A 13,605-nucleotide genomic window follows, 5' to 3' on the forward strand; every position below is an offset into this window, starting at 1 on the left:
CCTCCGCCACACCGCCCGAAACCACCTGCGTCCCCTCACTGCCCTCGGCCTGGCATGACGAACCCGGACACAAGATCACTTCTCAAAGACCCTGGTCGTGCGACAGCCTGGTTCCACGCGGTCTGGGCTTTCTTCCTGCCCCGCAGCCGTTTGAACTTCTTGCGCATCCATCGCATCAGGTAGGCGTTGACGCGTTCCAGGAGGGGATGGAGGGCCGACTGGTAGAAGGCCCCGTAGTACGCCATCCACCCGCGAATGATCGGGTTGATGAACCGTGCGAGGTCTGCTTCGGTCAGGCTGGTGCGGTGGTGCAGCCGCCAGGACCGCACCTCGGAACTGATCCTGCGCAGGGCTTCCCCGCTGATGGCGGGGATGAACGATCGGAACATCCGGCCGTCCCTGCGGACCGCGGAGCGGGTGCGGAGCGGGTGCGGAAGGAGAACCCCAGGAACGTGAACTCGGTGTGCTCGTACGAGGCACGCCGGTTGGCATCCTGGCAGTACACGATCCGCGTTTTCTCCGGGTGCAGTTCAAGCCCTACCTCGGCCATCCGCTTCCCGATCGCCGCAAGCACGAAGCGTGCCTGGCGTTCGCTGACGCAGTGGACCACCGCGTCGTCCACGTAGCGCTCGAACCCGATGGCGGGGAAGTTCCGCGCCATCCAGGCATCGAAGGCGTAGTGGAGGAAGAGGTTGGCGAGGACGGGTGACACCGACGAACCCTGAGGGGTCCCCCGGCTCCGTTCGCGCTGTGTCCCGTCGGGTAGTTGCAGTGGTGCGGCGAGCCAGCGTCGCACATACAGCAGGACCCAGGACTGGGACGGATCAGTGTGGGCGGCGACCGCCTTGAGGACCAGGTCCCACTGAACGCTGTCGAAGAACGCGCGGATGTCCAGGTCGATGACCCAGTCCGCCTTCCAGCAGCGCTCGCGGCACCGGCCCACCGCGTCGATCGCCGACCGCCCGGGACGATAGCCGTAGGAGTCCGGATGGAAGACCGGAGGCAGCCCCGCCCGGAAGGTAGAGCGGACAGCCGCTGGCCGCCATTCAACTGGTGGCACGCGACCCGCCGTCGCCAGCCGGCGCGACCGATCCGAGCGGGGCAACGTAGAGCGGGCCACCTGCGCGTGACAGCAACGCACTGTCGTCCGGATTCAGCAGCCACGCTTGAACAGCACGGAGAACAGGCCCGGGTACTCGCGGGAGATGTCCAGGCGGCAGGTGTCGCAGTGCCGTCCGTCCTGCGGTGCCTGCTCTTCACCAGGACCGAACGGCTCGATACGGGGCCGCCCGCAGCGCTCGCAAGGTTCCGGCATCCGGCATCCGGCATCCGGCATCCGGCATCCGGCAGCTCAGGCTCACGCGCCGCGGGCAGCTGCACCGCCGCCGCTGCCGCTGCCTGGTCCCATACGGCTGCTTCCTGCTGCCGTTCACGCTCGCGTCGTTCGTCGCGCTGGCGCCGCCGTGCTTCCTCGCGTACGTGCCAGGCCTCATGGTCATGGGGGTTGGCGAGGGCGGTGTCGAGGATCTCTCACGGCCCGTGCCCGCACCGCCACCACACCTCTGCCCGCGGCCCGTGAGCCTGGAGGCGGCCGAGGGTGGTGAACAGGACCGGGATGGCGTCGGCGTAGTGTAGTAGCCGTCGCGGTCTTCCCCGGCGCTGTAGAGGCCGCTCATGCGTTCGTAGCTGCCCGACCAGATGGCACGGGTCTCGTTCATCACCGTGTTCATCCGGTTCTTCAGCGCCTGCGGTCCCAGCCTCGTACCCGGGTTGTAAACGACCGCGACCGGGGGATGGCCCTCGCGGCCAGTCGGCGGATACAGCAGCCGCCAGGTCGGCACGTCGTGTTCCTGGTGGTCTTTGGTCTTCAGCCGGAAGAACCTGAGGTACTTGTCGAACTTCGCGGCCAGGACGTCGGTGGTCTCGGTGCAGTTGTCGACCTCCACCAGCAGCACCGGCACCCCCGCCTCCGACGCCCTCAGGACCGCGTCCGCACGGACCCCGGAACGGTTGCGGCCCGACGTGGGCAGGTTCAGCGCGACCTCGGTCGACCAGGAGAAGACACTCCCGATCCCCTCCACCATCCCGGCCGCCACGGCCTGCGGGGCGGGAACGGCCGTCGGGGCGGTCGCCGTGGCGGGCGTGCCGGTGAGCGGGCGGGTGGCCGTCGGCGGGGTGCGGGTGATGACCGTCTCGTTCACCGCCATCGCATGCGGAGCACCCGAACGGGCAGCACCCCGCGCGGTACTGCCCATCTCCCCCGGCCCCCGGCCCAGGACCTCCCCGGCCGCGTCCAGCCCCAAGGGGGTGAGCCCCCAGAGTTTGTTGCCGTCGCGGGCCGCGCCCTCGGACAGCGTCAGTCCGTGCTTGGCGAGGTCGAGGCAGGCGTTGCGCACACCCTTGTTGTCCTTGTGGCCCGGCGCCATCAGCCGGTACATCTGGTCCAACATCAACCCATATGACACCTTCCGTCTCGACATGCGCAAGCACCTCAACCTGGCAGCAGCTACCATCCCCCGGCCTCAATCGCTGATGAACACTGCTAGCGAACCCTTGCTCGCCAAATCCGACTAAAGAGCCCATAAAGCGGAACCGGCGATAAGGTGAGTTACCGTCCCGATCCGCCCGGCGGTCACAGTGAATGAGAGGGAACCGTCATGGCCCCCGCAGGCGAGGGCCATGACGAGTGGCGGAATGGTCAGCTGCGATCGGGAACGATTTCTCCCGGAGTGATTGCCGTGGAGGCAGGGAGCTCACTCTCAGAGAAGAACATGTGACGGCAGTCGGGAGCTTCGCCGTTGCGCAGGCCGAAGGCGAGGTCGTCGATCTGGGCCGGGTTCTTGGGCGCCGGAGGGAAGACGATCTCCAGGTGGGTTCCCGTGGGGAACTTGTCGGGGCGGATGGCAGCGGTGAAGGTGCCGTCGCGGTGGTGGAAGTCGATGGTCTTCAGCGTGGTGTAGCCGAGTTCGGGATCTTCGCCCTGGTCCGGCTGGCAGGTGGGATCGTCCTGGTAGACGCGGGCGTTCACGCCCATGCGCTTGAGGTCTTGCTGGAGCCGGGTGAGATCCGGCCGTTCTGCGCCGGCGTCGCGGATGGTGACGTTGACGGTTCCGTGAGGGTCGCGATTCAGGGTGTAGGCGACCGTGGAGATCCGGTCAAGGGAGTCGCCGGCTGTGGCCGGCGACTCTGCGGTGTCGCGTCCGGCCACAGCCGATCCGGCACCGCCTGCCGGGTTCAGGACGAGAACGGCAGCGGCGACCGACGCGGCGAGGCCAGCGGTCAGCCCGGCCGGGACCCAACGCCTGCGATGGGTCCGAGAGGGGCGGGGGGCCCTTCCCGTAGCGTTTGCGTCCTGGGCGCGCTGCTCGACATGGTTCTTCAGCTGGTGCATCAACCGCTCCTCGAAGCGTTCAAGGTTCATGAGACCTCCAATGGGGATGAAAGGGGCGGAGCGGAGTCTGATGTTGCCTTCTTGGAAAGTTCGCGCTGCATGGCTTTGCGGGCGCGGTGCAGCCGTACCCGGGCGGCCACGGTGCTGATGTTCAGGGCGGCGGCGGCTTCCGTGACGGTCAGCCCGTCGACAGCAACCATTTCCAGCACGGCCCGCTGGCTGGATGGCAGCGCCGCCATGCCCTCAAGAAGGCCGCGGGATGCCTGCTCGGCATCCAGGCGCTCCTCAAGTCGGGCGATGTCGTCGCTTTCCAGAAGCCGGTGACCGCAGATCCGGTTCTCTGCCGACCACAAACGAGCCGCTCGCCGGTCCTCGGCCGCAGCAACGTTCCGGGCAATACCGTGCAGCCACGCAACAGGACTGCCTAACTCCTCGCGGTACCCGGAAGCCGCCGAGATCGCCGCCAGAAACACATCGGCCACCAGATCCGCCGCGGCAAACGGATCACGGCAGCGCCGGGCGGCGTACCGCAGCATCGCCTGCACATGCTCCCGGTAGAACGCCTCGAACGCCTCCGGATCCTCACCGATCCGCATCACCTGGTATCCGCCTGGCGGATGTCTCATATCGACTCCTTCTTCTACCCCGTCCCTTCACTCCCTCTTGTCGACCTACGGCCAAGGCGTTACATGACGACTGAAGGCGTCTTTCTCGTGTGCTCCCTGTGCTTCATTTGAAGATCAACTACAGCCAGGGAGCGCCATAACAGCAGACCTCCGAGAGCGGCTCTACATGGGTGAGGCCGGTGATCCGGCTCCCGACTCTCTTGCTGCCAGGTCCGCCCATGCTGCCCTGCCCCAGGGGGCAGCTGTATGAGCAGACGATGTGGGACCTGACACGCCACAGGAAGAAGTGTCGGAAAACGAACATCTGCCGACACTCGGATCGGTGATCACAAACCCGCAGGTGGACAGTGTCGACAACTGGCGTTTGGCCCAACAGCTCTACGACGCCCGAGACAAGACTGTTCAGCAGATCGCCGACCTGTTCGGCGTGCCCCGCTCGACGGTGTACGGGCACCTCGACAAGTCCAAGACCGTCCGACGTCAACCGAAGAAGAGCATGATCACGAAGCCGAGATAGCTACCGGTGGGTTACTTGTTCCCTGGTGTCCGGGCTAGGACTCCGGGGCCTTGTTCATCGGTGACGACTGGTGGGATGGCGTGCCCGCCGGGTGGTTGGGCGTGAGCACTGGATCCATTAGGGCGTGAGCCGTGCCTTCCGCGGGCAGCGCATCATGACTGGACGAGGGTGAAGGGGCGGGTGCTGGTGTTGTTCATCGGTGACGACTGGGCCGAAGATCACCACGATGTCGAGGTGGTGCAGGACGAGGCAGGCGGCAAGCTCGCAACCGCCCGCCTGCCGGAGGGAATCGAGGGCATTGCGAAACTACACGCCATCGTGGCCCGGCACGGCGGCGAGGACCTGGAGCCCGGGCAGGTGGTGGTCGGGATCGAGACCGACCGCGGACCGTGGGTGCAGGCGCTGATCGCGGCCAGCTACCTGGTCTACGCGGTCAACCCCAGGCAGGCGGCCCGGTTCAAGGAGCGGTACGGCACCTCCGGGGCGAAGAGCGACCGCGGTGACGCGCACGCACTGGCGGACATGGTCCGCATCGACCGCGACCAGCTGCGGCCGATCGCAGGCGACAGCGGCGGGCCCAAGCCGTTCGCGTGGTTGCCCGCGCACCAGACGCTGATCTGGGAGCGCACCCGTACCTTCCAACGGCTGCGGAGCACGCTGCGCGAGTACTTCCCCGGCGCGCTGGCCGCCTACGCCGGCCTGGAGCTGACCAGCACCGACGCGATGGAACTGCTGATCAAGGCCCCTACGCCCGACGAGGCGGCCAGGCTGACGAAGCCGCAGATCACCGCAGTGCTGGCCCGGCACCGCCGCCGCAGCCGGGACCAGAAGGCCGGCGCGGGCAGGCCGCGCTGCGTGAGCCCCAGCTCGGCCTGCCCGCGCCGGTCACCACTGCCTACGGCGCAGCAGCGGTCGCGCACACCAGAGTGCTGATCGCGCTGAACGAGCAGATACAGGTGCTGGAAGAGCAGGTGAGCGCGCATTTTCTCGTGCACCCGGACGCTGAGATCTACCTGTCGATGCCCGGCATCGGCGAGATCACCGGCGCCCGGGTGCTGGCCGAGTTCGGCGACGACCCCACCCGCTACACCTCTGCAAAGGCCCGCAAGAATTACGCCGGCACCAGCCCGATCACCCGCGCTTCCGGCAAGGTCCACTCTGTCCAAGCCCGCTTCGTGCGCAACAACCGGCTCGCCAACGCCCTGCAGCGCCAGGCCTTCTGCTCACTACAGAGATCACCCGGCGCCCGCCGCTACTACGACAAACAGCGAGCCCGGGACCTGGACTACAACCCCGCCCTGCGCCAGCTCGGCAACCGCCTCGTCGGCATCCTCCACGGCTGCCTCAAGACCCGCACCCTCTACGACGAGGCCACCGCCTGGTCACACCACGCAACCCTCCCAGCCACAGCTTGACACCGCTACGGCATGGGATGCCTGACCAGCACCAACGTGACAGCGCCCCGCGATGTATTCAACTCTGGGGAAGAGCTGCAGACTCGTGACTGTCCACTTTCACATACTTAGATCCAGACCCAAAGGGGACCTTGGAGAAAAAATCCTGCAAATCCGAATAAGTGCTATCACCTTCCTTGATCGTTATCGTGGCGGTCGGGTTGGCTTTGCCGGGGTACTTGTAGTCGGAGAAAAGCACCCAATGCTCAAGGTAGCTAGTTGACCCTGACGCCCGGTCTGGAACAAAAATCTCCCCGACCTTGTGGTTAAACTGGATAATATCAAAGCTCTTGCTCTTTCCGTCGACATTGGTGCTCGGGTCGAGTTGAGCGTTAGCCGATGGCGCACCAAACAGTAGACCTGCGGCAGCCGCAGCAGCGGTCACGCCAGTCGCAAGGGTGATTCCCGTGCGCCGTGAAAACTTCATTCCCATTATTGGCTTCCTTGTTTTCAATGTACTGAAATGCCGAGAGCATAGATCCACGGACAAAGCTAAAGAAAGAGCAGCACGTACTCCAGGCACGGCGGCACTGTCAAGTTGGGTGGCGAGCCTTGGGTCTGGAATGATCGTCGGGTTTGTTGGTCATCCGGAGAGGGAGTGGCCCTGTGGAGACTGTCGGGACTACGCCGTCGTACAAGGGAGTCTGTTGACTCAACGGAACAAACGCCCACCTGCGGGAATGGGTGTACGAAGTTTGAAGAATTTGTGCATGCTTATCGAAAACTGCCTCGCTCGACCGGCTACCAGTGGCAGGGCCCGCCGGATTGGCAGAGGCTCACCACCACCTGACCTCACACATGATCGGTTGAGATACGGCTTCTAACGAACTACCGGTAGAGATGTGGCCATCACAGATCCGCTGAGTTACATGGCGCTGCGCTGTTTCCACTGGGCGTAGGGCACGTTCCAGTTGCCGAGGCCATTGCCGACATCGACGGTCGGCCCGGTTGAGCCGGTGGTGATGACGATGTCTCCGGGCCGGGCGTGGTCGTAGAACCAGCGGGCGTCGCTGGTGGTCATGCCGATGCAGCCGTGGCTGGCGTTGGTGCTGCCGATGCGGGCGGCGTTCCACGGGGCGGCGTGGAGATAGGTTCCGGAGGTCGTAAGGTGGACGGCCCATTTGACCTGCATGTCGTAGGCGTTGCCGAGACCGACCGTTTCGGAGTTCATCCGGATGTCGGCAACCTTGTCCATGACGACCATGATGCCGTTGTGGGTGGGGGTGTCCGGGCCGCCGCCCGATATCGGGATGGTGCGGAGGGTGCGGCCGTTCTCGGTCACGGTCATGTGGTGCGTTTCGAGGTCGACGCGGGTGATCCGGGTGGTTCCGATGGTGAATGTGGTGGAGATGTCTCGGGGCAGGTAGCGTTTGCCGCCGGTGTTGACACCACTCAGTGCAGCCTTGACGGTGACCTTGGTTCCCGGACGCCAGTGTTCGGCTGGCCGCCAGTCGACGCGTTCCTGCCCGGTATGCGGGTCGCGAACCCAGCCCCAGGAGCCTTCCACTTGGGGTGTGGTGTTGACACTCAGGCTCTTTTCCACTGCGGCCTTATCGGCGACCGGGTGGTCGAAACGCAGGGTGACTGGCATCCCCACCCCCACCACCTGGTTGTCCAGCGGTCCTAGCAGGGCACGATTGGTACGGCTGAGGGTCATGGTGGTGAAGCGGGTGCGGGTTGTGGTGCGCTGTCCGTCTGGGCCTGTGGCAGTGGCGTGGAGGGTGTAGGTGGTTGCCGGGCTGAGGGTCCGTCCCACGGTCCAGGTCTGACGCGTGGCGTCCAGCGTTCCGAAGACGGCGACATGGGACTTGCTGTCTCGGCCGTCGCTGGGGGTGACGCGTACCGAGGTCAGGGTGCCTGTCGTGGTGCTGATACGCAACGCGGTGTCTGGTGGCTCCGAGGTGGCACCGTCGGGCACCGAGATGATGATCTGGGGTGCTGCAGCGGTGGGGTCATGTGCGGCAGTGTCTTGGTGCCGATCGGGAACGGTGGCAGAAGCGGAGCAGTCGGTGAGCGCCATGACGCACAGGACCGACACGATGAGCTTCTTCACGGGTTACGGGCTCCTTGGAGGAAGTGAGTGCAACTGGGCGGCGACAGGCGGTATCCAGGTCAGCGGCGGCGGTGGACACCGCGGCGCCGGGCAGACAGCGTTCGATCCGCGGTTGCGCGGGCCCGTAGCCTGGACAGCCGGTGCAAGATCGGGTGCAGCAGGGCGGTGGCTTCGGTGACGCGCAACGGGCGGGCGAGCAGGAGCAGCGACAGCACGAGGACCAGGCATCCGAAAGTCAGGGCGGCGAGATTGCCTGCCGCGCCGTTGCCGAGCTGAGCGCGAGCCCAGGACGCGGTGAGAACCGCGGGTGCGGCACCGGGCAGGCACGCCACCACAACCCGTAGATGAATGCCGACTTGGCCGAGGTTGCTGAGCCCCGAGGCCGAGCCGAGCCATTGAGGCTGCCGATCCTCGATGCCTGCCGCGCGATGGACGCGCTGGTGAAGCACGATGGCGGTGGTGGCGGCGCCGATCAGGCAGGCCGCCGTGTGGGCCAGGGCCATGCCCGCAGTTGCCCAGCGCACGGGGAGGGTGTGGACTGCGGCGGCGGACAGCGCTGCATTGAGGCCGGAAGTGAGGAGGGCGAGCAGGACCGGGGTGCGCGGGTCACCGAGAGCGTAGAAGCCGCGGGTGAGCGTGTACTGCACGCAGAAGGCGGGCAGTCCGAGCGCGAAACCCGCCAGGATCTGGCCAAGGACCCGCACGTCGCCGCTGGTGACCGTCCCGTACCCGTATACCAGCCCCGCCACCTGCTCGCCCAGCACGAGGAACACCACGGCGGCGAGCATGATCACTCCTGTGAAATGCCGGACGGTGCGGGCCAGGCCACCGGCCAGTCCGGCGTAGTCGCCGGCCTCGGCTGCGCGGGTCAGCGAGGGGAGGGCCGCGGTGACCAGCGAGACGACAACAATGCCCTGTGGGACGACCCACAGCTGGTATGCGTTGTTGTACGCCGTCAGACCGGCCCCGACCGTCACACCCTGGGCGGCCGCGCGCTGGCTCACCCCGGTAGCCAGCACGGTAACTACCCAGAACGCGGCCTGGGTGACCGCGATCAGCAGCAGAGCCCAGCCCGCGGCCCGGAGCGGTCTGGTCAGGCCCGCGCCGCGCCAGTCGAATCGGGGACGCCACCGGTATCCGGTCCTGCGCAGCGACGGCAGCAGCACCAGCGCCTGCACCACGATGCCCACCGTGCTGCCCGCTCCCAGCAAGACCACTTGCCAGGGCGCCATCTCACTCACGCCATCGACGTAGTTGGCAAGACTCAGATAGAGGCCGAAAACGCCGATGACGACCAAGTTGTTGGCCACCGGGGCCCACATCATCGCGCCGAACCGCTCCCGCGCATTGAGTACCTGGCCAAGCACCGTGAATACCCCGTAGAAGAAGATCTGCGGCAGGCAGTACCGGGCCAATGCGACCGTTGCGTCCAGCTGGCCGCCGGTGAACGTCGGCGCATACAGGTGCACCAGCCATGGCGCCATCACCACCGTGACAGCCGATATGGTCAGCAGCAGGACCACGCACGCCGTGATAAGCCGATCCGTGAACGCCGTGCCACCGTCCGCGTGTTGGGCGGCGCGGATCAGTTCGGGGACGAACACCGAGTTCAGCGCCCCGCCGATCATCAGCATGAACACAATATTCGGCAGCGTGTTCGCCACGCTGAAGGCATCCCCGGCGAGCCCTGTGCCCAGCGCCGCCGCCACCATCGCGCTGCGCAGGAAACCGGTGATGCGGGACACCAGCGAACCCAGCAGCATCCCGCCGCTTCCCGCAGCCTTGCCTGTGGGCTCATGTGCATCCGCGGCAGCCCCGCCCACCAGCAGCTGAGCAACCTGGCTGGCCGACTGTGCTGGGACGGGGACCGAAGCGGCTGTCGCGTCCGTACCGGGCTGCATGCCAGCGGGGCGATGATGGGGACCCTGGCTAGGGAGGACCGGGGTATCCCGGTAGTCAGGTCTGGACCGGCTGCTGTGCCGACCGTTGGTGAGTTCGCTGTGCACTATCTACCGGACGGCTCTTGCGTGGGGAGTGCCGGCACGGTGCTCCGGAGAGACAGGGATTCTTCGTGGTTCCTCGGATCGTCAGCCCAGATAGCCAGTTTGACGGCGACGTCATTGGCGGCCCTGCGTATGAGGCCAAACAAGCCAGTGGTGGCTCTCTTGTCCAGAGCTCGCGTGGTGAAGGGGACCGATTTCGTATTCTGCTGTCTGTCGGGGTTCTGCATCGTGGCACTCCGGTGGGCTCCATGGTGGATGGTTTCGGCTCCCGCCCGAGTCAGCGGGAGACGGGGACACTCGTGCGCTCAACGACCAGTCGCAGAGCGAAGTGCTGACCAGTTAGTCCTAGGGTTGCTTGGTCAGCGACGCCAAAATCGTTCCGTCGGCGGCTTGGACGGTGATGGTGAGGGCAGGCGTGCTGATGGCTGCTGCCTGGGTGTCATCTGCGTAGAAGGCAGCCCATCCAGGGCTGCCGGCCAACGTGATGACCTGCGTGTTCAGCGTTCTGCTGCCGATGGCCACGGTGATCGTGGCCGCTTTCCCCGGGCCGCGGTAAATGCCGGCATGGAGAGCGCCGGAGGCGTCCCCGGACGTGATGGCGGAGATCTTCCCGCTGGGCACCTCTGCCGCGTCCAGAACGCGCTCCTTGGTGGTGCCGGAAGACTTCGGGGTCACCAGAAACATGCCCTGACCCGTCAGCCACAGCATGTTGTCCCGACCCAGCGCGACCTTCTCACCCGGCCCCACCACCTGCACGTGAGCCGATGCTGCTACCGAGGCGGCTGGGACCGTGGGTGTGCGGGAGCCGAACGAGCCGAGTGAGAGGGCAGCCACGGCGGAGACGGGGATGAGCACGGCTGCGGCCAGTGCCGTTGAGAGTGTTACCTGGCGGCGTCGGCGCATTCTGCGTCCCAGGCGAACCACCGTCTCCACGGGGGCCGGTCCCACCGGCAGGCCGGCAGCTACCTGCTTAAGCGCCGCAGCCAGGCCCTCGTCCTGGTTCATCGGATCGTTCCTTTCTGTGGGACGGGACGTCGAAGCCCTGTTGGGGTTGCTGCGGCTCGTTCGGCCAGAGCAGCCAAAAGGCCGTCTTCCCGCAGTTTTGCCAGTCCCCGGGTGATCTGGCTGCGTACCGTGCTGGTCCGGGTACCCAGGGCTGCGGCCACTTGGGCATGGGTCATGTCCTCGAAGTAGCACAGCACCACGGCGGACCGCTGGCGGGCCGGCAGTCGTCCGAGCGCGTCCATAAGCGCGTTGCGGCGATCGACGTGGGCAGTCTGATCGGCCACCGGAGTCTCCGGAAGGCGTGGGGTGAACCACTCCCGCACGGTCCGTCTGCGGAACCGGTCGGCGTGGGCGTGGATCATGATCTGGCGCACGTAGGCGGCCATGTCGTCGCTGTTCCGGACGTGGTTCCACTTCACATACGCGCGCGCGAGTGCGTTCTGTGCTAGATCCTCGGCATCATGGTGGCTACCGGTCAGCAGATACGCCGTGCGTAACAGGCTGGGCCACCGGTTCGTCATGAAGTTGTGGAATTCGTCATCGCTGGCGCTACTCAATCGGACCTCGCCAAGGTTCGGCGTCGGGCCAGCCTGCGGTATTCCGCGGTTTTTGTCACGGCTGAACCTCGGCAGGGAAAAGACGGGCGGCACGAACAGACATTCACAGCTGCCGCTGCCGCCCCATCCGGGGACGGCAGCGGCAGCTCTTGACTAGCTCTGTACGGTGATCGACGGCTTCACGTCCGCCTTGCCCTTGGCGTCGAAGACGTAGTAGGCACCCCAGCCGGGCTTACCAGCAAGAGTGACAACCTTGGCCTGAAGGGTCCGGGCCCCGAGCTTGATGGTGACCTTGGTCGTCGGCGTCACAGGACCACGGTAAATCCCCGCCCATAGCGCACCGGAAGCGTCGCCACGGGCGATCGTGGACACCTTCCCAGGCAGAACGTCTGCGACCCGCATGACATCCGGCGTGTCGCTACCCGAAGACTTCGGGGCAACGATATGCAGGCCCTTCCCCGTCAGCCACAGCGTGTTGCCGGCAACAGCGATCCGCTCACCCGGCGCAACCACCTGCACGGCACCAGCCATAGAGGCGGCCTGAAGGGAGGCCACGGCGGGCGCTGCCGACACCGGCGACGCGCTGACGGACGAGGCGACCGCCACCCCCGTACCCGTGGCCAGTACCGCAGCACTCGCAACAACAGCCAGCCATCCGCGCTTCCGCCTGTGCGAGCCGATGGAAGTCATCAATAACTCCTGTAGATCAAACAGCACCAGCCATCGAGGCCGGAGCAGACAGGCTCTTCTGTCCTATCCACCCCCCAGACAGCGCCCGTGCTGCAGAAAGCTGCTTCCTCGGACACATCACCGCATGTGGCACTCATCACACGCATCAACCTTGGGGTTCTTGTCGCTCAGACAGAGGGCAGAACTGCAGCCCTCGCCGAAGTGGCCGTCACTACCCGCAGCGTTCCTTCTGGCCACCATGATCGAGTTCCCCGAGTCAGAAAGCGATAGCAAGCCGGCCCAAGCGCACCGCGGACCAGACCGCGCTCGCCCGAAGGTTCTACGAAGACCATCCAGCAGATCGCCGACAGGCACCAGCGGTCTGGCCTTTCCAGCGCCTGCCCCCGCTTCAATGGCGTCGCCGTCCCGGATGGACCCGGCCATCGCAGAGGCGGTGGAGCGGCAGACCGCGGCGATGCGGTCGCTGTCCCGGCGCGCGTTCCCCGAGCCCGACGTCGTTTCGGACGATGCGCCGGCCCCGATCGAGAACGTGCGTGCCAAGCGGCGGCGGGCGGCCGATGTATCCCACGCTGTCGGCGTCGGCTGAACTCTCGATCGACAACGGGTAGACAAGCACGCAAAGCTCCTGGCGGACACGGGCGATCTTGGTCGAGAACCCGTCTACCAGGAGCTTCGTCGTTCCGCACCACCCATGCCCACCAACACCCCGCTACCACAGCCAGGTTGGAAAGGGCTTCCTACGTTGCTCTGCGGGATGCGGTGAGTCCCTCGTATGGTTCACCCGTCCAGGGGTGCCGGGTGTGGTTCAAAAGGCTCTGCCGCTTGTGGCTTTCAGTGATTGGCCGCCCGGTGCCCCACGGTGACCCGGCTGCCAATGAGGAATTGCGAATGATCGCCGAGTAGGGAGTCGACAGCGAGGTCGTCCGTCGGGAGACATCAGCACCCACCGCGCGGAGGCACCACATGGCCATGATCTGAGCCGGCATCGACGCAGGCAAGACACACCACCACTGCGTCGCGATCGACGAGAGCGGCCGTCGGCTGCTGTCCCGACACGTCGCCAACGACGAGCGCGAACTCCTCGAACTCCTCACCGATGTCATGGCCCTGGGAGACGAGGTGACCTGGGGAATCGACCTGGCCGACGGCGGAGCCGCCCTGGCCATCATGATCCTCCTCAACCACGACCAGCCGCTGCACTACATCTGCGGCCGGGCCATCCACCGCGCCTGCGCGAGCTACCGCGGCGAAGGCAAGACCGACGCCAAGGACGCCCCCGTCATCGCCGACCAGGCCCGCATCCGCCGCG

General features: G+C 66.1%; 14 protein-coding genes and 1 pseudogene. 4 read left to right on the forward strand and 11 right to left on the reverse strand.

Annotated features, from left to right (window positions below; all coding sequences use genetic code 11):
- Positions 1-35: 35 nt before the first annotated feature.
- The 5 genes from ACWCQK_RS40430 to ACWCQK_RS40450 all read right to left on the reverse strand — a co-directional run bounded on the left by ACWCQK_RS40430 (position 36) and on the right by ACWCQK_RS40450 (position 4,017).
- Positions 36-389 carry a group II intron maturase-specific domain-containing protein gene (locus tag ACWCQK_RS40430; RefSeq protein WP_451164026.1) on the reverse strand — a complete coding sequence of 118 codons (354 nt, stop codon included), beginning with the start codon at positions 387-389 and terminating at the stop codon, positions 36-38.
- Positions 293-1,141, reverse strand: coding sequence for a reverse transcriptase domain-containing protein (locus ACWCQK_RS40435; protein WP_451164028.1), 849 nt, complete (start codon positions 1,139-1,141; stop codon positions 293-295). Before ACWCQK_RS40435 ends, ACWCQK_RS40430 begins: the two co-directional genes overlap by 97 nt.
- Positions 1,142-1,256: 115 nt before the next feature.
- Positions 1,257-2,450, reverse strand: coding sequence for a replication-relaxation family protein (locus tag ACWCQK_RS40440; RefSeq protein ID WP_451164030.1), 1,194 nt, complete (start codon positions 2,448-2,450; stop codon positions 1,257-1,259).
- Between the two features lie 248 nt (positions 2,451-2,698).
- Positions 2,699-3,421, reverse strand: coding sequence for a hypothetical protein (locus tag ACWCQK_RS40445; RefSeq protein ID WP_451164032.1), 723 nt, complete (start codon positions 3,419-3,421; stop codon positions 2,699-2,701).
- On the reverse strand, positions 3,418-4,017 hold the full coding sequence (locus ACWCQK_RS40450) for an RNA polymerase sigma factor (RefSeq protein ID WP_451164034.1): 600 nt from the start codon (positions 4,015-4,017) through the stop codon (positions 3,418-3,420). The genes ACWCQK_RS40445 and ACWCQK_RS40450 overlap by 4 nt, the downstream gene beginning before the upstream one ends.
- Positions 4,018-4,276: 259 nt before the next feature.
- Between ACWCQK_RS40450 and ACWCQK_RS40455 the strand changes: the two genes are divergently transcribed.
- Both ACWCQK_RS40455 and ACWCQK_RS40460 read left to right on the forward strand, forming a co-directional pair.
- Positions 4,277-4,534, forward strand: a complete 258-nt coding sequence (locus tag ACWCQK_RS40455; RefSeq protein ID WP_451164036.1) for a helix-turn-helix domain-containing protein — start codon at positions 4,277-4,279, stop codon at positions 4,532-4,534.
- Positions 4,535-4,720: 186 nt separating this feature from the next.
- Positions 4,721-5,949, forward strand: a pseudogene (locus ACWCQK_RS40460) (IS110 family transposase).
- Between the two features lie 58 nt (positions 5,950-6,007).
- Here the strand turns inward: ACWCQK_RS40460 and ACWCQK_RS40465 are convergent.
- From ACWCQK_RS40465 to ACWCQK_RS40490, 6 genes are all read right to left on the reverse strand, one after another.
- A complete protein-coding gene (locus tag ACWCQK_RS40465) occupies positions 6,008-6,421 on the reverse strand; it encodes a hypothetical protein (RefSeq protein ID WP_451164038.1) in 414 nt (137 codons plus the stop codon).
- Between the two features lie 432 nt (positions 6,422-6,853).
- Complete coding sequence (locus tag ACWCQK_RS40470; protein WP_451164040.1) at positions 6,854-8,041, reverse strand: Ig-like domain-containing protein; 1,188 nt, start codon at positions 8,039-8,041, stop codon at positions 6,854-6,856.
- Between the two features lie 59 nt (positions 8,042-8,100).
- Entirely contained in the window at positions 8,101-9,804 is a 1,704-nt protein-coding gene (murJ, locus tag ACWCQK_RS40475) for a murein biosynthesis integral membrane protein MurJ (protein ID WP_451164042.1), read from the reverse strand.
- A 585-nt stretch (positions 9,805-10,389) separates the two neighbouring features.
- Positions 10,390-11,049, reverse strand: coding sequence for a hypothetical protein (locus tag ACWCQK_RS40480; RefSeq protein WP_451164044.1), 660 nt, complete (start codon positions 11,047-11,049; stop codon positions 10,390-10,392).
- Positions 11,046-11,699: a SigE family RNA polymerase sigma factor gene (locus tag ACWCQK_RS40485; RefSeq protein ID WP_451164046.1), complete on the reverse strand. Its 654-nt coding sequence runs from the start codon at positions 11,697-11,699 to the stop codon at positions 11,046-11,048. Before ACWCQK_RS40485 ends, ACWCQK_RS40480 begins: the two co-directional genes overlap by 4 nt.
- Before the next feature lie 60 nt (positions 11,700-11,759).
- A complete protein-coding gene (locus tag ACWCQK_RS40490) occupies positions 11,760-12,296 on the reverse strand; it encodes a hypothetical protein (protein WP_451164048.1) in 537 nt (178 codons plus the stop codon).
- 409 nt (positions 12,297-12,705) lie between these two features.
- Here ACWCQK_RS40490 and ACWCQK_RS40495 point away from each other — a divergent pair, with 409 nt between their 5' ends.
- Together ACWCQK_RS40495 and ACWCQK_RS40500 are read left to right on the forward strand one after the other, a co-directional pair.
- A complete protein-coding gene (locus ACWCQK_RS40495; RefSeq protein WP_451164050.1) occupies positions 12,706-12,882 on the forward strand; it encodes a hypothetical protein in 177 nt (58 codons plus the stop codon).
- A gap of 398 nt (positions 12,883-13,280) precedes the next feature.
- A partial coding sequence (locus ACWCQK_RS40500; RefSeq protein ID WP_451164052.1) for an IS110 family transposase occupies positions 13,281-13,605 on the forward strand: 325 nt, incomplete at its 3' end.

Source organism: Streptomyces sp. NPDC002306, from assembly GCF_053593435.1.